The sequence below is a fragment of the Streptomyces sp. NPDC048606 genome, from assembly GCF_040650855.1.
Lineage (GTDB): Bacteria > Actinomycetota > Actinomycetes > Streptomycetales > Streptomycetaceae > Streptomyces.
Window position 1 is genome coordinate 435,788 of sequence record NZ_JBEZIB010000002.1, and the last position, 18,226, is coordinate 454,013.

16 protein-coding genes and 2 riboswitches are annotated in these 18,226 nt (G+C 70.6%); of the genes, 8 read left to right on the forward strand and 8 right to left on the reverse strand.

What is annotated here, in order from left to right; all coding sequences use genetic code 11:
• Positions 1-23: 23 nt before the first annotated feature.
• Positions 24-219, reverse strand: a riboswitch (cobalamin riboswitch).
• Between the two features lie 145 nt (positions 220-364).
• From AB0D01_RS04040 to gcvT, 8 genes are all read right to left on the reverse strand, one after another.
• On the reverse strand, positions 365-877 hold the full coding sequence (locus tag AB0D01_RS04040; RefSeq protein ID WP_363053397.1) for a hypothetical protein: 513 nt from the start codon (positions 875-877) through the stop codon (positions 365-367).
• Positions 878-1,041: 164 nt separating this feature from the next.
• Entirely contained in the window at positions 1,042-1,449 is a 408-nt protein-coding gene (locus tag AB0D01_RS04045; protein WP_363053398.1) for an SsgA family sporulation/cell division regulator, read from the reverse strand.
• 207 nt (positions 1,450-1,656) lie between these two features.
• Positions 1,657-1,971, reverse strand: coding sequence for a hypothetical protein (locus AB0D01_RS04050; RefSeq protein WP_363053399.1), 315 nt, complete (start codon positions 1,969-1,971; stop codon positions 1,657-1,659).
• Positions 1,972-2,249: 278 nt separating this feature from the next.
• Positions 2,250-3,632, reverse strand: a complete 1,383-nt coding sequence (locus tag AB0D01_RS04055; protein WP_363053400.1) for an L-serine ammonia-lyase — start codon at positions 3,630-3,632, stop codon at positions 2,250-2,252.
• Positions 3,633-3,790: 158 nt separating this feature from the next.
• Entirely contained in the window at positions 3,791-5,446 is a 1,656-nt protein-coding gene (locus AB0D01_RS04060) for an APC family permease (protein WP_363053401.1), read from the reverse strand.
• Positions 5,447-5,625: 179 nt separating this feature from the next.
• Complete coding sequence (gene glyA, locus AB0D01_RS04065) at positions 5,626-6,882, reverse strand: serine hydroxymethyltransferase (protein ID WP_363053402.1); 1,257 nt, start codon at positions 6,880-6,882, stop codon at positions 5,626-5,628.
• Between the two features lie 17 nt (positions 6,883-6,899).
• Positions 6,900-7,283: a glycine cleavage system protein GcvH gene (gcvH, locus tag AB0D01_RS04070; protein ID WP_363053403.1), complete on the reverse strand. Its 384-nt coding sequence runs from the start codon at positions 7,281-7,283 to the stop codon at positions 6,900-6,902.
• A 112-nt stretch (positions 7,284-7,395) separates the two neighbouring features.
• Positions 7,396-8,511, reverse strand: a complete 1,116-nt coding sequence (gene gcvT, locus AB0D01_RS04075; RefSeq protein ID WP_363053404.1) for a glycine cleavage system aminomethyltransferase GcvT — start codon at positions 8,509-8,511, stop codon at positions 7,396-7,398.
• Positions 8,512-8,698: 187 nt separating this feature from the next.
• Positions 8,699-8,802, reverse strand: a riboswitch (glycine riboswitch).
• A gap of 209 nt (positions 8,803-9,011) precedes the next feature.
• Between gcvT and AB0D01_RS04080 the strand changes: the two genes are divergently transcribed.
• The 8 genes from AB0D01_RS04080 (at position 9,012) to AB0D01_RS04115 (ending at position 18,131) form a co-directional block, all read left to right on the forward strand.
• Positions 9,012-9,629 carry an AAA family ATPase gene (locus AB0D01_RS04080; protein ID WP_363053442.1) on the forward strand — a complete coding sequence of 206 codons (618 nt, stop codon included), beginning with the start codon at positions 9,012-9,014 and terminating at the stop codon, positions 9,627-9,629.
• 57 nt (positions 9,630-9,686) lie between these two features.
• Positions 9,687-10,421 (forward strand): enhanced serine sensitivity protein SseB, encoded by a 735-nt coding sequence (locus tag AB0D01_RS04085; protein WP_363053405.1) that lies wholly within the window; start codon positions 9,687-9,689, stop codon positions 10,419-10,421.
• A gap of 56 nt (positions 10,422-10,477) precedes the next feature.
• On the forward strand, positions 10,478-11,215 hold the full coding sequence (locus AB0D01_RS04090; protein ID WP_363053406.1) for an enhanced serine sensitivity protein SseB C-terminal domain-containing protein: 738 nt from the start codon (positions 10,478-10,480) through the stop codon (positions 11,213-11,215).
• Between the two features lie 751 nt (positions 11,216-11,966).
• Positions 11,967-12,959, forward strand: a complete 993-nt coding sequence (locus AB0D01_RS04095; RefSeq protein ID WP_363053407.1) for an ABC transporter permease — start codon at positions 11,967-11,969, stop codon at positions 12,957-12,959.
• Positions 12,960-13,053: 94 nt separating this feature from the next.
• A complete protein-coding gene (locus AB0D01_RS04100; RefSeq protein WP_363053443.1) occupies positions 13,054-14,766 on the forward strand; it encodes an ABC transporter substrate-binding protein in 1,713 nt (570 codons plus the stop codon).
• A 154-nt stretch (positions 14,767-14,920) separates the two neighbouring features.
• Positions 14,921-15,922 carry an ABC transporter permease gene (locus AB0D01_RS04105; protein ID WP_363053408.1) on the forward strand — a complete coding sequence of 334 codons (1,002 nt, stop codon included), beginning with the start codon at positions 14,921-14,923 and terminating at the stop codon, positions 15,920-15,922.
• A 74-nt stretch (positions 15,923-15,996) separates the two neighbouring features.
• On the forward strand, positions 15,997-17,016 hold the full coding sequence (locus AB0D01_RS04110) for an ABC transporter ATP-binding protein (RefSeq protein ID WP_363053444.1): 1,020 nt from the start codon (positions 15,997-15,999) through the stop codon (positions 17,014-17,016).
• Complete coding sequence (locus AB0D01_RS04115) at positions 17,013-18,131, forward strand: dipeptide ABC transporter ATP-binding protein (protein ID WP_363053409.1); 1,119 nt, start codon at positions 17,013-17,015, stop codon at positions 18,129-18,131. The genes AB0D01_RS04110 and AB0D01_RS04115 overlap by 4 nt, the downstream gene beginning before the upstream one ends.
• Positions 18,132-18,226 lie beyond the last annotated feature (95 nt).

Sequence of the window (18,226 nt, forward strand, 5' to 3'; positions counted from 1 at the left end):
GAGAGACCTCTCCAGCACCTCGTGGATGGACGACGCGCCTCGGCCGGTCTCCTGGCTGACGGGTACTGATGCCCTGGCTCCGCCTTCCCGGGGCCGCGCGGTTCCCCGCGTGGACCCAGTGGCTTCCCGCAGGAGTGGAGCCGGACTTCCCGATCACAGTGGCGAGGGCCGCTCCGGTTTCCCACCGGCTTCCCGAACACCAAGGCCCGACGACCCTAGTCGGCCGCGCGTACCGGAACAACCCGGACCGGACGGTAGCCCCGGCCGCGCTCCCGCGGTGCGCGGGCGGGATCCCGACGCACGGCGACCGGCACCCCCCGGGGGGACGCCGGTCGCCGTGTCGTCCTACGGTGCGCCCGCGGTGTCAGCAGGTGTTCGGGTGCGCGATGTCCACCACGACCCGCTCCGGCGAGTGCAGCACGGTGGTGCCGTAGGCCGGCTTGGTGTCGAAGGCGGCCCCGAGGGTGACGTACCCCTCGAAGTCGCCGGTCAGGGCGAGGCCCTTGAGCTTGCTGAGGTAGATCTTCTGGAGCCGGGGACCCTGGTAGACGTTCTGTCCGGCGTCGTTGTGCGCGGCGGCCGGGTGCAGGCGGATCTCCAGGAAGTACTTCCCCGCCAGCGGGACGGGCTTGCCGGACCCGTCGTACACGAGCTGCGAGACGGGGCTGACGGTGACCTCGGGGACGTAGCCCTGGAGGTCGACCACGATCCGGTCGAACGTGCAGTGACCGCCCCAGCGGGCGTTGACGACGAGCGGGGTCTGGGTGGAGGCGGCGGCCGCGGATGCCGGTGCGGCCAGACCGATGCCGACGGTGAGCAGTGCGCCCGTGGCCAGGGCCACGATCTTGCGACGGCGCGAGCGGGGCAGGTGACGCATGGCGTCCCCCGATTCCTCTTGAGACGGGGATGGCTGTCACCCGGGTAGACGCGGCGGCGCCCCGCGCGGTTGCGGCTCCGGCGGGCCGGGCGGAAGACGGGCCGGGCGCAGGGCGGATCGGGTGGGCGGCGGACCGGGTGGGCGGCGTACGGCCTCGCCCGCGGTCAGTGCGCCAGCAGCGCGCTCAGCTGCGCGTCCAGGTCGTAGTGCCGCCGCTCCTGGCCGCGCGGCACCAGTTCCGTCATCCGCCGGCACAGGGCCCGTACGTCCTTGGCCCGGGCCGACACCACACAGCTGCGGCCGCCGTTGCCGAAGGCCAGGAACACCCGTGGCTCGGTCCCCGCGCGGACGGGCCAGACCTGTATGTCGCCCTCGCCGGTGGCGACGGTCTCCCCGTCGATCAGCAGGTCGCGGGAGAAGACCCAGCGGGCGAGGTGCGTACCGCCGCCCCGGAAGTCGAGGGCCAGCTCGTAGGGCCGGTCCGTGCGGTAGACGAAGGCGCCCTGGAGCGGGACGGTCGGCGGGGCGACCTCCAGCCGGAGGGGCAGGACACGGTGTTCGGTGGTGGCCATGGGCGGCTGCCTTCCTTCGCGCGGGGTGGTGCACGGACCCCCCTTCGGCACGCTAGCCCACCCCCACGACCCGGGGGCGGGGCCGAAGGTCCCGAGCCGGGCGGGCCGCTGGACCCCACTTGCCCCGCGCGGGGCCCCGTACGCGCGAGGGCCCGTCCTCCGCGCGGAGGACGGGCCCGAAGGGCGCGGCGGGCGGCCGCGCGCCCGCTACGGAAGCGGGTTGTAGACCAGCGAGTCGTGGTCGTTGGACTGGCCGATCGCGGTGAAGCCGGAGCCGTTGGCCTGGGCGCCGTTGTTCTGGTTCGACGCCCCGAAGCCGGACGCGACCTGCTGGGCGGTGGAGGAGTTGCCGAGGTTGCTGCCCCCGACTCCGCTGCCGAGGATGCCGGCGAGGGCCGCGTTCGAGGCGGTGCCCGCGGCGCCGGCCCCGTTGTCCGCCTGCGCCACGCCCGACAGGAGCACGGCGGCGAGGGGGAGCGATGCGACAGCCGCCATCACACGGATGGTGCGGATGCTTGCCATGGTGAAGTCCTCCAGTACGCAAAAACCAAGGGGGTCAGGGCGGTTGGCCGGCCGCCCCGGATGAGCCCGACGTCGTGGGACCAGCCTTGCGTACGTGATCATCGAGAAACCAGCCCAGACCGGGTTCTTCCCTCGCAAGCGTGATCAACCCGATCCAAACCTGGAATCGATGGTCGATTCATCTTTCTTCGGGACGTCCCTCTTCGGCTCGCCCCTTCGCGAGGAGCCCGGTCGGGGCCGCGCCGGGCCGGGCGACCTCCCGGCCGCCCGGCCCGCCGTCAGCACTCGATGACGTTGACCGCGAGACCGCCGCGGGCGGTCTCCTTGTACTTGATCTTCATGTCGGCGCCGGTCTCCTTCATGGTCTTGATGACCTTGTCGAGGGAGACCTTGTGGCTGCCGTCGCCGCGCATCGCCATCTTCGCGGCGGTGACGGCCTTGACCGCCGCCATGCCGTTGCGCTCGATGCAGGGGATCTGCACCAGGCCGCCGACGGGGTCGCAGGTCAGGCCGAGGTTGTGCTCCATGCCGATCTCGGCCGCGTTCTCGACCTGCTCCGGGGTGCCGCCCAGGACCTCGGCGAGGGCGCCCGCCGCCATGGAGCAGGCGGAGCCCACCTCGCCCTGGCAGCCGACCTCGGCGCCGGAGATGGAGGCGTTCTCCTTGAACAGCATGCCGATCGCGCCCGCGGCGAGGAGGAAGCGGACCACGCCGTCCTCGTCGGCGCCCGGCACGAAGTTCATGTAGTAGTGCAGGACGGCCGGCAGGACGCCCGCCGCGCCGTTGGTCGGGGCGGTCACCACGCGCCCGCCCGCGGCGTTCTCCTCGTTGACGGCCATCGCGTAGATGGTGGTCCACTCGCTGCGGTGCATCATCGGGTCGCCCTCGGTGCGCAGCTGGCGGGCCGTGGACGCGGCGCGGCGCTTGACGCGCAGGCCGCCCGGGAGGATGCCCTCGCGGGACATGCCGCGCGAGACGCAGGACTGCATGACCCGCCAGATCTCCAGGAGGCCCTCGCGGATCTCCTCCTCCGTGCGCCAGGCCTTCTCGTTCTCCAGCATCAGGGAGGAGATCGACAGGCCGGTCTCGTTGGCGAGGCGCAGCATCTCGTCGCCCGAGCGGAAGGGGTACTTCAGTACCGTGTCGTCGAGCTTGATCCGGTCCTCGCCGACCGCGTCCTCGTCGACGACGAAGCCGCCGCCGACCGAGTAGTAGGTCTTCTCCAGCAGCGGGGCGCCGGAGGCGTCGTAGGCGAAGAGGGTCATGCCGTTCGCGTGGTACGGCAGCGAGCGGCGGCGGTGCAGGATCAGCTGGCTCGGTTCGTCGAAGGCGATCTCGTGGACATCGCCTATCTCGGTGCCCAGCAGGCGCAGGCGCCCGCTCTTGCGGATCCGCTCCACCTCGTCGTCGGCCGTCTCCACGTCGACCGTGCGCGGGGAGTGGCCCTCCAGGCCGAGCAGGACCGCCTTGGGGGTGCCGTGGCCGTGGCCGGTCGCGCCGAGGGAGCCGAAGAGCTCCGCGCGCACGGACGCGGTCTGGGCGAGGACGCCGTCCTTCTTCAGCCGCGTCACGAACATGCGTGCGGCGCGCATCGGGCCGACCGTGTGGGAGGAGGAGGGGCCGATGCCGATGGAGAAGAGGTCGAAGACGGAGATGGCCACTGGCGGACTCCCTTGTCTGCTCGTGGGTGGTGAGGGGCAGGGGTGGTGGTGCGGGCGGTGCGGGTGGTGCTGGTGGTGAAGGCGGTGGATCTGCGGATTTTGTCCGGCAGACGAGCGTATCGCGTGGAAGTGAACGGTTCGGCTGCCGGACGTGGCGGTCAGGCGTGGGTCAGCTCGCGCTCCGGTGCTCCGGCGGGCCGCGCCGGGCCCTCGACCCCGTCCAGGACCGGGTCGGGGCCGGGCAGGCCGGCCCGGTGGGCCCGGACGCCGGCCTCGACGGCCCAGAAGTACGTGACGAGCGCCATGCCCGCGACGAGGAGGATGTCGAGGCCGCCGGGGATGGTGCCCCGGCCGCCGAAGTCGGTGGAGCCGAGGTAGGACAGCAGCGACAGGGCGCCCAGGAAGAAGACGATCCACCACGCGGGGGCGAACTGGCGGGCCAGGTTCCGCTCGCCCTTGCGGGAGAGCACCAGCGCGGCGATCGGGGCGGCCAGCAGGGTCAGGGCGGTGACGATGCCGGTGTTCGGCCACTTCGACCAGTACAGGGCGCAGGCGGCGAAGACGAAGGTCAGCGGGCACAGGAGGCGTGCGGCGGGAAGTCGGAACGGGCGGGGCAGGTCGGGCTTGGTGCGGCGGAAGACGCCCACCGCGATCGGTCCGATCAGGTACGAGATCACCATCGCGGCCGAGATGATCGGGGCCAGGGTCTTCCAGCTGTGGCCCACGGTCACCAGGAGCAGGACCGAGAAGCCGAGGTTCATCCACATCGCCGGGCGGGCGGTGCCGTAGACGGGGTGCGTCTCCTTGAGCCGCTTGGGGAAGAAGCCGGTCTCGGAGAGGTTCTGCACCATGTAGGCGGCGGAGGCCACGTTGGCGATGTTGGAGCCGGCGGGGGAGATGAAGGCGCCGAACTGGAGCATCACCACCACCCAGTGGATCATCAGGAGCTTGGCGAGCTCGGCGAACGGGGAGTTGAAGTTCACGCCCGACCAGCCGCCGGCCTGCGCCAGGTGCTCGGGCGGTACGGAGCCCAGGAAGGCCGCCTGGAGGGCGAGGTAGATGACCAGCCCCAGGGACAGGGCGCCCACCAGGGCGATCGGGATGGCCCGGCCCGGGTTCTTGGCCGCGCCGCCGAGGTTGACCACGGCCTGGAAGCCGTTGAAGGCGAAGACCACGCCGGAGGTGGTGACGGCGGTCAGCACGGCGGTCCAGCCGTTCGGGGCGAAGCCCCCGTGGGCCTGGAAGTTCTCCGTGTGGAAGCCGGAGGCGACCAGCGCGACCACGGCCAGGACCGGAATGGCGAACTTCACCAGGGTCAGGCCCGCGTTGATCTTCGCGAGGAGCTGGACGGACCAGTAGCAGGACAGCCACAGCAGCACGGTCAGCACGAGCGCCACGCCCATGCCGAAGGGGGTCAGCTGGTGCGACCCCGCGTCCACCAGGTCCTTCGCCCAGCCGAAGCTCCAGGAGGACATGTACTGGGTGGCCGCGATCGACTCGATCGGGATGAGCGAGGCGACCGCGATCCACACCGCCCAGCCCGTGACGAAGCCGAGCACGGGACCGTGCGAGATGGCGCCGTAGCGGGCCATGCCGCCGGGGATCGGGTAGGCCGCGCCCACCTCGGCGTAGGACATGGCGATCATGCCGATGAACACCGCGCCGATGACCCAGGCGACCAGTGCGGCCGGACCCGCGACCTGGGCGGCCGTACCGGCCCCGAAGAGCCAGCCGGATCCGAAGATCGAGCCGATGCCGATCATGATCAGCGCGAAGAGACTGAGTCCCTTCCTGTTCGCCGCGCTCATGTCCATGGGTCCGTGTCCGTCCTGCCAGAGGATGCCTTTTATTCGAAGCCTATTTGCCTTTTTTTGGACGAATCAGTGGCAATGGGCCGCATCCGCCTGGGGCTTTGGTCATGAAAAGGGCCCGACCCCGTGCACGGCGACAGGCGCCGGCGCACGGCGGGGTCGGGCCCTTCCCGAGCCCGCGACTAGAGCGACGGGTACAGCGGGTGCTTCGCGGCGAGCGCGGAGACGCGGGCCTTGAGGTCCTCGCTGTCGTACGAGGGCTTCAGGGCCTGGGCGATGATCTCGGCGACCTCGGTGAAGTCCTCGGCGCCGAAACCGCGCGTGGCCAGGGCCGGCGTGCCGATCCGCAGACCCGAGGTGACCATCGGCGGCCGCGGGTCGTTCGGGATGGCGTTGCGGTTGACCGTGATGCCGACCTCGTGGAGGCGGTCCTCGGCCTGCTGGCCGTCCAGCTCCGAGTTGCGCAGGTCGACGAGGACCAGGTGCACGTCGGTGCCGCCGGACAGGACGGAGACGCCGACCTCGGTGACGTCCGGCTGCACCAGACGCTCGGCGATGATCTTCGCGCCCTCCAGGGTGCGCTCCTGGCGCTCCTTGAACTCGGGCGAGGCCGCCACCTTGAAGGAGACCGCCTTGGCCGCGATGACGTGCTCCAGCGGGCCGCCCTGCTGACCCGGGAAGACCGCGGAGTTGATCTTCTTGGCCAGCTCCTGCGTCGACAGGATGACGCCGCCGCGCGGACCGCCGAGGGTCTTGTGAGTGGTGGTGGTGACGACGTGGGCGTGCGGCACCGGGTTCGGGTGCAGACCGGCGGCGACCAGGCCCGCGAAGTGCGCCATGTCGACCATCAGGTACGCGCCGACCTCGTCCGCGATGCGGCGGAAGGCGGCGAAGTCCAGCTGACGCGGGTAGGCGGACCAGCCCGCGACGATCAGCTGCGGCTTGGACTCCTTGGCGAGGCGCTCGACCTCGGCCATGTCGACCTGGCCGGTCTCGTCCACGTGGTACGGGACCACGTTGTAGAGCTTGCCGGAGAAGTTGATCTTCATGCCGTGGGTCAGGTGACCGCCGTGGGCCAGGTTCAGGCCCATGATCGTGTCGCCCGGCTTGAGCAGCGCGAACATCGCGGCGGCGTTGGCCTGCGCACCGGAGTGCGGCTGGACGTTCGCGGCCTCGGCGCCGAACAGCGCCTTGATGCGGTCGATCGCGATCTGCTCGACCACGTCGACGTGCTCGCAACCGCCGTAGTAGCGGCGGCCCGGGTAGCCCTCGGCGTACTTGTTGGTCAGGACCGAGCCCTGGGCCTCCATGACGGCGACGGGAGCGAAGTTCTCCGACGCGATCATTTCCAGGGTCGACTGCTGGCGCACGAGCTCGGCGTCGACGGCGGCGGCGACGTCCGGGTCGAGCTCGTGGAGGGGGGTGTTCAGGACGGACATCAAGTTCCCCTGGGGTCTCAGTTGTCGGAGTGGGTGAGCGCGGCGTACTCGTCGGCCGTCAGGACGTCCTTCGGCTCCTCCGACAGACGCACCTTGAACAGCCAGCCACCCTCGAACGGAGCCGTGTTGACCAGCGCCGGGTCGTCCACGACGTCCTGGTTGGCCTCGACGACCTCGCCGGAGACGGGGGAGTACAGGTCGCTGACCGACTTGGTCGACTCCAGCTCGCCACAGGTCTCGCCCTCGGTGACGCTCTCGCCGACCTCGGGGAGCTGGGCGTAGACGACGTCACCGAGCGCGTTGGCCGCGAACTCCGTGATGCCGACCGTCGCGACGCCGTCCACGGCGTCCGACAGCCACTCGTGCTCCTTGGTGTAACGCAGCTGCTGGGGGTTGCTCATGACCTGATTCTCCTGGATGCGGGGGAGTGGATACGAACAGTGGTCTCGGGTGGTGAGACGCGTACGGGAGCCCCGCCGCACGGCCTGCGCCGTACGACACGGACCCCGCGGGCTACTTCTGCCGCTTGTAGAACGGCAGGGCCACGACCTCGTACGGCTCATGCGTACCGCGAATGTCGACGCCGACGCCGGAGGTGCCGGGCGCGGCGTGCGCCGCGTCGACGTACGCCATGGCGATCGGCTTGCCCAGCGTCGGGGACGGGGCGCCGGAGGTGACCTCGCCGATGACCTTGCCGTCGGCGACGACCGGGAAGCCGGCGCGCGGGACGCGACGGCCTTCGGCGATCAGGCCGACCAGCTTGCGCGGCGGGTTCGTGGCGGCGCGCTCGGCGGCGGCCTCCAGGGCGGCGCGACCGACGAAGTCGCCCTCCTTCTCGAACTTCACGACCCGGCCCAGACCCGCGTCGAACGGGGTCAGCGAGGTGGTCAGCTCGTGCCCGTACAGCGGCATGCCCGCCTCCAGGCGCAGCGTGTCGCGGCAGGACAGCCCGCACGGGACCAGGCCCACGCCCTCGCCGGCCTTCGTCAGGGCCTGCCACAGCTCGACCGCGTGCTCGGGGGCCACGAACAGCTCGAAGCCGTCCTCGCCCGTGTAGCCGGTGCGGGCGATCAGCGCGGGCACGCCCGCGACGGTGCCCGGCAGACCGGCGTAGTACTTGAGACCGTCCAGGTCGGCGTCGGTCAGGGACGCCAGGATGCCGGGGGACTCGGGGCCCTGGACGGCGATCAGCGCGTACGCGTCGCGGTCGTCGCGGACCTCGACGTCGAAGCCCGCCGCGCGCTCGGTCAGCGCGTCCAGCACGACCTGGGCGTTCGAGGCGTTGGCGACGACCATGTACTCCGTCTCGCCCAGGCGGTAGACGATCAGGTCGTCCAGGATGCCGCCGTCCTCCACGCAGATGTGCGTGTAGCGGGCGCGGCCGACGCCGACGGTCGAGATGTTGCCGACCAGCGCGTGGTCCAGGGCCTTGACGGCCTCCGGGCCGGTCAGGGTGATCTCGCCCATGTGGGAGAGGTCGAAGAGGCCGGCCTTGGTGCGTACCGCGGTGTGCTCCTCGCGCTCACTGGCGTAGCGCAGCGGCATGTCCCAGCCCGCGAAGTCGGTCATGGTCGCACCGAGCGAACGGTGCAGCGCGTCGAGCGCGGTCAGGCGGGGGGCAGTGCTCATGGGTGTGGCTCCCGGGTCCCAGGGCATGACATGACGAGGACGATCCTCCCCATCTGTCATCGGAACCTGAGAGGTTCGCCGAGAGTTACCGCGGGTACGCGGCGCGCCCTCGACTTGCACCTTGGGTGGAGCGCGCGCCGTCGCCCGTCGGGGGACGGGCGTGTCGCGGCTCGCTTTTCAGATCTGCCTCATCCACGCGGTACGGGGCCTGAGAGATTCAAGGGAGGTACTTGCTCCTTCGGCGCCCGGGCACGGCCTCGCGGCCTGCCGGGACTCTCCCGCGCGGATTCAAGCGGCCGGTATGCAGTTGGTGTCCAGATGGCGCACATCATTGCACGGGTCGCGCGGGAGTGGGCGGTGGGGCCCGCAAGAACGTACGAGCGGAACCGGGCCCGCCGGATTACCGTCTCTTTACACTCAGTGGGCATGGGGCCTTCACGGCCCGATTTCGGGGGGAGAGCACTGTGCGGAGATTCGAAGTGGTGACACCGTCGGGGACCGTGGACGCGGTCCCCACCCAGCGGGGCGTACCGGCCCGCGTGGCGGGCCGCGTACGGGACCTGCGGGGCGCACCGGCCCGCGGCCCCCACCGGCTCGGCTTCGCCGCCGGTGACATCGTCGTGGTCTCGGGCCTGCCGGGGGGCGGCAAGAGCACCCTGATCAAGCGCGCCGCCGAGGGCGGGGGCATCGACTCCCAGGACGTCCGCGAGCGCTGGGAGCGCCGCATGCCGGGCGCCCTGCCCTACGCCGTCTACCGGCCCGCCGTCCGCGTCGCCCACTACTGGGGACTGTGGCGCCGGCTGAGCTCCGGCGACTCTGTGGTGGTCCACGACTGCGGCACCCAGAGCTGGGTGCGCGCGACCCTGGCCGCCGTCGCCCGCCGCCGCGGCCGCGCCCTGCACCTGCTGCTGCTGGACACCACCGCCGAGGAGGCCCTCTCCGGGCAGGAGGCCCGCGGCCGGCGCGTCTCCGCGTACGCCTTCGCCCGCCACCGCGGCGCCGTGCGCCGGCTGCTGCGCGAGGCCGAGGCCGGCCGGCCGCCGGCGGGCTGCGCCTCGGCCGTCCTGCTCGACCGCCGCTCGGCCGCCGCGGTGACCCGCATCTCGTTCGAGGGCTGAGGGCGGGGCCGGTAGCCTCGGCACGACACATCGCCGAACCTACGGAGGCAACGGCACATGCAGGGCAGCGGCTGGCCGGCGAACGAGGTGGAGCGGGTGCTCGGGGCGGCGCTCGGGCAGGCGGACGCCGGCGAGCGGATCCTGGAGGCGCTGGGCCGCGGCCACGTCTGGGTTCCGCTGCCCGAGGGCGGCGGGCCCGACAGCGACGGCCTCACCCTGCCCACGATGCTGATCGACGGCGAGGCGTACGTCCCCGTCTACAGCTCCGAGGCCCAGTTCCGGGTCGGCGCCGGCGCCGCCATGGACTTCGCCGTCGCCCCCGCCGTCGAATTCGCCCGCGGGCTGCCCCCGCAGCTCGGCATCGCCCTCAACCCCGAGGGCGCCGTCGGCGTGCCGCTGCCGCCCGCCGCCGTCGCCGCCCTGTGTCGCACCGGCCGGACCCCCCTCGACGGACCGGCCACCGGAGGGCGCGTACGGCTCTACGAGCCCGACTGGCAGGACGACCCGGTCGACTTCCTCGCCGCCGCCTCCGAGGAGTTCCGCGCCACCGGGGTGGTCGCCGCCGCGCACCGCTGCCTGGCCAGCGTCGAGGCCGGGGCGCCCGAGCTGTACATCGGTGTCCGACTGGTGGGATGGGATCCCGAGTTCCGAAACGCCCCGCTGGAGGCCCTCGGCCGGGCCCTGGCCCGCGTACCGGCGCCCTGGCCGGTGCAGTTGATCCTCCTCGACGCCGCCGAGGACCCGGTCACGGACTGGATTCGTGAGCGCGTACGCCCCTTCTACCTCCCGTAGCGCCGCTTAAGCTGGTTGGTACGCGTGGACGACGGGCGGACGAAGAGGGGTACCGGGTGAGTGCGTCAGGCACGGCCGCGGCCGGGCAGGTCGAGCACATGCTGCGCCAGGTGACACCCGGGCGCTATGACAGCTACGAGTCATTCCTGCACGCCCTCGCCGAGGGCCGGCTGTGGATGCTGCTGTGGCAGGGGCAACCGGGCTCACCGGACGCCCAGTACGGCGGCATGGAGGTCGAGGGCCTGGGGTACGCGCCCTGCGTGACCTCCCCGCAGGAGCTGGCCGCCGGTGGCTGGAACAGGGGCTACGAGGTGGTCACCGGCCGGGACATCGCCCGCGCCCTCTACCCGGACCGGTGGGGGCTGTGGATCAACCCGCACGACCGCGGCGGCGGCCTCGGCGTGCCCTGGGCCGACCTGCGCCGCGTCGCCACCGGCCTGGACCGGATGCCGGCCGGGCCGCTGCGGCTGTCCGAGCCCGCCCTGGAACTCCCGCAGTTCTACGGACTGCTGACCCAGCACGCGCACCGCACGCCGGCCGTCAGGTCGCTGCGCCGCGCCTGGGTGCAACCCGCGATCGGGTCGGCGTACCTCGCGGTGGGCCTCGACCTCTACGACGCCTCCCCGCCGGCGCTGGAATCCGTCCGGGAGATGATGCGCCAGTCGGTCGGCGCCGTGCCCGAGGGGGTCCCGGTGTGCACGGTCGCGCTGGCCGACGAGCACGACCCCGTGGCGATGTGGCTGCGGTCGCAGACGCGGCCGTTCTACGACCGGGAGGGCCAGGCGGCCTACTAGCCGCGCTCCCCACAGGCGTGCTCGAAGCCCGCCGGAGGGTCGCCGGAGGAGTTTCACCGAGCCCCCTACAGGCTTTGCCCGGGTGTGCCCGGAGCATGAGACGAACGCGTCGAGCGGACAACGGGCCGCCGGGAACCATCGTTCCCGGCGGCCTTCGCGTTGTCCGGATTTCGCCGTACCCGTCTGCCCAATAGGCGCACTGATCCTGCGAGTTGGGCGGCATGTCCGTTTGCGTACCGAACGGACGGTCTTGCTCCGCTGAGCCGTGAGCGGAGTCCGGATAACGGGAATCAGATCGTCAGATCACGGTTGCGCATCCATTCATCTGCGGGTCTGGCGGCTGGTCGAGCGACCGATGAAGACTCCCCACCCAAGAGCCGGTCAGTCCTCCAGGACCCGGTTCGGCACGTGGACTTCGCTTGTCGTTTCACACAGCACTTCCCGCACGTCAGCTGCGCCGCCCGGCACCACCGCGGGCGCCGCCGCCCGGCACGGCGCACGCTCCTTCGCACCGCACCGCTTCCGTACCGCAACGCACCGCACGCACCACACGCACAGCACCGCACGCACCGCAACGCACCTCCGTACAGCGCAGCACCGCACCGAGCACATCCGCACCTCCCGCACCGCGCACACCCGCACCTCAACGCGTTCACGTGTCCCGAGCACTTCGAGCGCCACTCCGCACCAACGCCGCCACAGCGGCGGGCATGGGCCGGCCACCCGTCGGCCGAGAGGGGTCCCCACCACGATGACGGCACCACTGCACGACACGAGCGCGGAAACGCCCGCACCCGTGTCCGTAGCCGACGTCCCAGCCAAGGCCATCGAAGGCCGCTCGCCCGGTCGCATTGCATGGATGCGGCTCAAGCGCGACAAGGTCGCGCTGACCGGCGGCGTGGTCGTGATCCTCCTGATCCTGGTGGCCATCTTCGCGCCGCTGATCGTGAACCTGCTGGGCCACCCGCCCAACGAGTTCCACGAGGACATGATCGACCCGGACCTGGGCACGCCGCTCGGCTCCTTCGGTGGCATCAGCTCCGACTTCCTGCTGGGCGTCGAACCGACCAACGGCCGCGACGTGTTCAGCCGGATCGTCTACGGCGCCCGCATCTCCCTGGTCGTCGCCTTCCTGGCGGCCTTCGTGTCGGTCGTCCTCGGCAGCTTCCTGGGCGCCCTCGCCGGCTTCCTCGGCGGCTGGGTCGACGGCGTCATCAGCCGCACGATGGACCTGCTGCTGGCCTTCCCGCAGCTGCTGTTCACCATCGCCCTGGTCTCCGTCGTCCCCAACTCCCTGTGGGGGTTCGAGGGTTCGGGCGTCCGCATGGGCGTGCTGATCCTGGTCATCGGCTTCTTCGGCTGGCCGTACATCGGCCGCATCGTCCGCGGCCAGACGATCTCCCTGCGGGAACGCGAGTACGTCGAGGCCGCCCGCAGCCTCGGCGCCGGCCGCGGCTACATCCTGATCAAGGAGCTGCTGCCGAACCTGGTCGCGCCGATCCTCGTCTACGCCACGCTGATCATCCCGACCAACATCCTGACCGAGGCGGCCCTCAGCTTCCTGGGCGCCGGCGTCAAGCCACCCACCGCCTCCTGGGGAAAGATGCTCTCCGACGCCGTCCCCATCTACCAGGACGACCCCATGTACATGGTGGTCCCCGGTATGACGATCTTCATCACCGTCCTGGCGTTCAACCTCTTCGGGGACGGGCTGCGTGACGCACTCGACCCCAAGGGCAGCTGAACCGCTTCTTCGATTCACCACCTATGGAGGTTGGACAACCGTGATCCGCAGAAAGCAGGCTCTCGCGATCACCGCCGTGATCGCCGCCCTGTCGATGACCGCCGCGTGCGGCGGCAACGGCGACAAGAAGGACGAGGCCAAGGGCGAGACCGACGGCGCCAAGGGCTACAGCGGCGCCGCGACCGCCGTCATCAACCCCTCCGACGCCAAGGGCGGCGAGCTCAAGCTCTGGTCCCCGCAGGACGTCGACTACCTCGACCCGGCGCGCGCCTACTACGGCTTCGTCTGGAACATGCAGCGGCTCTACGTCCGCAGCCTGCTGGCCTACGACAGCAAGCCCGGCAAGGACGGCACCAAGGTGGTCCCGGACCTCGCCGAGGCGCTGCCGGTCATCACCAACGACGGCAAGACCTACACGCTCAAGATCAAGGACGGGGTGAAGTTCGAGGACGGTTCGCCGATCACCTCGAAGGACATCAAGTACGGCGTCGAGCGCGTCTTCGCCCAGGACGTCCTGTCCGGCGGTCCGACCTACCTGATCGACCTCCTCGACCAGGGCCAGAAGTACCCCGGCCCCTACAAGGACACCGACCCGAACAAGATGGGTCTGAAGTCCGTCGAGACGCCGGACGACAAGACGATCGTCTTCAACCTGGCGAGCGCGAACTCCGACTTCAGCTACCTGCTGGCCATGCCGTCCTCCTCGCCGGTCCCGGCGGGCAAGGACACGGGCGCCACGTACACCAACAAGCCGATCTCCACCGGTCCTTACAAGGTCGAGAGCTTCACCGCCGGCAAGGGCGCGACCTTCGTCCGCAACGACAACTGGGACCCGAAGACGGACCCGATCCGCAAGGGTCTGCCGGACAAGGTCTCCTTCACGGTCACCACCAACCCGGACGACATGGACCAGCGCCTGCTCTCGGGCGACATCGACATGGCCGTCGACGGCACCGGTGTCCAGCAGGCCGCGAAGAACAAGATCCTCAAGGACGCGAACCTCAAGAAGAACGCGGACAACCCCTTCACGGGCTACATCCGCTACTTCGCCTTCCCGCAGTCGGTCGCGCCGTTCGACAACATCGAGTGCCGCAAGGCCGTCATCTACGCGGCCGACCCGAAGTCCCTGCAGACCGCCCGCGGCGGCCCGACCAGCGGTGACCTCGGCGCGAACATGCTGCCGCCCGGCATCCCCGGCTCGGACAAGGACTACGACCCCTTCGGCCTGACGAAGGGCAAGCCGCAGGAGGCCAAGGCCAAGGAGGCCCTCAAGGCCTGTGGCAAGCCCGAGGGCTTCGAGACCGTCATCGCCGTGCGCAACAACCGCGCCCCCGAGGTGAAGACGGCCGAGTCGCTCCAGGCGGCCCTCGCCAAGGTCGGCATCAAGGCGACGATCGACCAGTACGACGGCAAGCTCTCCTCCTCCACGATCGGTTCGCCCGAGAACGTGAAGAAGAAGGGCTACGGCATCATCGTCATGGGCTGGGGCGCCGACTACAACTCCGGCTCCGGCTTCCTCCAGCCGCTGGTCGACGGCTCGTTCATCGCGCCGAACGCCAACAACAACTACACCGAGCTGAACGACGACGAGGTCAACGGCCTCTTCGACAAGGCCGCGGCCGCCGCCACGCCGGAAGCCGCCGCCCCGTTCTACACGGAGATCAACAAGAAGGTCATGGAGAAGGCGCTCTACCTGCCGATCAACTTCGACAAGGCGCTCGTCTACCACAACCCGCGCCTGACGAACGTCTTCTTCAACGAGTCCTACGGCAAGATCGACCTCGCCACGGTGGGCATCAAGCAGTAACAGCGGCTCCGGCCCGAGTTGTCACGTACCACGTAACACACAGGCAAGTGCCTTCACCGCACATGCGCTAGTCCGAAGGGCAGGTGAAGGCCGCAGGCGGTGGCCGCCGTCCCCACGAGGGGCGGCGGCCACCCGCCCCGGGCGGCCGACTGCAGTGCTCGTCTACCTCATACGGCGGCTGTTCAACGTCGCCGCAACGCTGCTGGTGGTCTCCGTGGTCACCTTCGGCATCTTCTTCGCGGTCCCGAAGCTCACCGGCAGCGACCCCGCGCTCATGTACGCCGGACGCGAGACCAACGAGACCGCCCTGGCGGGCATCCGCGTGAAGATGGGCTTCGACAAGCCCATCTCCGAGCAGTACCTGCTCTTCGTCAAGGGCATCTTCGCCGGCCGCGACTACGACGGCGGCTCCGACGTCACCCACTGTGCGGCGCCCTGCTTCGGCTACTCCTTCAAGACCGAGGCCCCCGTCTGGGAGACCATGCTGGACCGGATGCCGGTCACCCTCTCGCTCGCCCTCGGCGCGGCCGTGATCTGGGTGATCGCCGGTGTGGCCACGGGCGTCGTCTCCGCCCTCAAGCGCCGCACGGCCATCGACCGGACCGTCATGGTCGGCGCGCTCGCCGGCGTCTCCCTGCCGATCTTCTTCACCGGCATGGTGGCCCCCGCGCTCTTCGTCTACGGCCTCGGCTGGTTGGAGGTCTCCAACTACCAACCGCTCACCGAGGACCCGCTGGCCTGGCTGAACAGCCTGATCCTGCCCTGGATCACGCTCGCCTTCCTCTTCGCCGCGACCTACGCCCGCATCACCCGCGCCACCATGCTGGAGGTCCTCGGCGAGGACTACATCCGCACGGCCCGCGCCAAGGGGCTCAAGGAGGGCGTGGTCATCCGCAAGCACGCCCTGCGCTCCACCCTCACCCCGGTCGTCACGATGTTCGGCCTCGACCTCGGCGGCCTGCTCGGCGGCGCGGTGCTCACCGAGACGACCTTCAACTTCCAGGGCCTCGGCACGGCGGCCGTCGCCGCCATCGGGGCCGGCGACCTCCCCGTGATCATGGGGGTCACCCTGCTCGCCGCGCTGTTCGTGGTGATGGCCAACCTGATCGTGGACCTGCTGTACGCCGTCATCGACCCGCGCGTGAGGCTGACGTGACCAAGAACGTTTCCGACGAGCCCGCGTTCGTCCCCGAGCAGGGCGGCCCGCGTGACGGGTCCCCCTTCCTCTCCGTGCGCGACCTGAAGGTGCACTTCCCGACCGACGACGGCCTGGTCAAGTCCGTCGACGGGCTCTCCTTCGACCTCGAACGCGGCAAGACCCTCGGCATCGTCGGCGAGTCCGGCTCCGGCAAGTCCGTCACCTCGCTGGCCATCATGGGCCTGCACCGCACCGGCAACGCCCGCAGCCGCCCGCACATCTCCGGCTCGGTGGTGCTCGACGGCGAGGACCTCGTCGCCGCCGACGCCGACCACGTACGAAGGCTGCGCGGCCAGAAGATGGCGATGGTCTTCCAGGACCCGCTGTCCGCGATGCACCCGTACTACTCCGTCGGCAAGCAGATCATCGAGGCGTACCGGACCCACCATCCCGAGGCCGACAAGAAGAAGGCCCGCGCCCGGGCCGTCGAGATGCTCGACCGCGTCGGCATCCCGGAGCCCCACCGACGGGTGGACGCCTACCCGCACGAGTTCTCCGGCGGCATGCGCCAGCGCGCCATGATCGCGATGGCCCTCGTCAACAACCCCGAGCTGCTCATCGCCGACGAGCCGACCACCGCCCTGGACGTCACCGTCCAGGCGCAGATCCTCGACCTGATCCGGGACCTGCAGAAGGAGTTCGGCTCCGCAGTCATCATGATCACGCACGACCTCGGCGTGGTCGCCGAGATGGCCGACGACATCCTCGTGATGTACGGCGGCCGGTGCGTCGAGCGCGGTACCGCCGAGAAGGTCTTCTACGAACCCCGCCACCCCTACACCTGGGGGCTGCTCGGCTCCATGCCGCGCATCGACCGCGAGCAGACCGAGCGCCTCATCCCGGTCAAGGGGTCGCCGCCCAGCCTGATCAACATCCCGTCCGGTTGCGCCTTCAACCCCCGGTGCCCCTACGCCGACGTGCCCAAGGGCGGCATCACCCGCACCCAGCGCCCCGAGCTGACCCAGGACGACAGCCGGCACTGGTCCGCCTGCCACATGTCGCAGGAGGAGCGGACCCGGATCTGGACCGAAGAGATTGCGCCGAAGCTGTGACCGACATGAAGAAGACGGACGCGACCGACCCGGCGCGGGCTGCCGCGGACGGTTCGGCGGACGGCCCGTCCGACACGCTGCTCAAGGTGACGGGCCTGGTCAAGCACTTCCCCATCAACAAGGGGCTGCTGCGCAGGCAGACCGCGGCCGTCAAGGCCGTGGACGGCATCGACTTCGACGTCCGCCGCGGTGAGACCCTCGGCGTCGTCGGCGAGTCCGGCTGCGGCAAGTCGACCATGGGCCGACTGATCACCCGCCTCCTCGAACCGACCGGCGGGAAGATCGAGTTCGAGGGTCGGGACATCACGCACCTGGGCGTCGCGGGCATGCGACCGCTGCGCCGCGACGTGCAGATGATCTTCCAGGACCCGTACGGCTCGCTGAACCCGCGCCACACGGTCGGCACCATCGTCGGCGCCCCCTTCAAGCTCCAGGGGGTCACCCCCGAGGGCGGCCTGAAGGCGGAGGTCCAGCGGCTGCTGTCGCTGGTCGGCCTGAACCCGGAGCACTTCAACCGCTATCCGCACGAGTTCTCCGGCGGTCAGCGCCAGCGCATCGGCATCGCCCGGGCGCTGGCCCTCAAGCCGAAGCTCGTGGTCGCGGACGAGCCGGTGTCGGCGCTGGACGTGTCGATCCAGGCCCAGGTGGTGAACCTGCTGGACGACCTCCAGGAGGAGCTCGGACTGACGTACGTGATCATCGCGCACGACCTGTCGGTCATCCGGCACGTCTCGGACCGCATCGCGGTGATGTACCTCGGCAAGATCGTGGAGCTGGCCGACCGCAACGCGCTGTACTCGGCGCCCATGCACCCGTACACCAACGCGTTGATGTCGGCGGTGCCGGTGCCCGACCCGCGGCGGCGCGGCGCGAAGAGCGGTCGCATCCTGCTGAAGGGCGACGTGCCCTCGCCGATCTCCCCGCCGAGCGGTTGCCGCTTCCACACCCGCTGCTGGAAGGCGACGGCCCTGTGTGCGACGCAGGACCCGCCCCTGGTGGCGCTGAAGACCGGGCACCAGGTGGCCTGCCACCACCCGGAGAACGCCCCCGACCAGGCCCCCGGGGACCCGGCGCTGCCGGGCGCCTCGGACGCGGTGGCGGCGGTCTCGGAGTAGCCGGCGAACTCCACCTCGCCGGCACCCAACTCGCCCGCGGATACACCGCACAACCCGCCCTCACCGCCGAACGCTTCACCGCCAACCCCTACGGA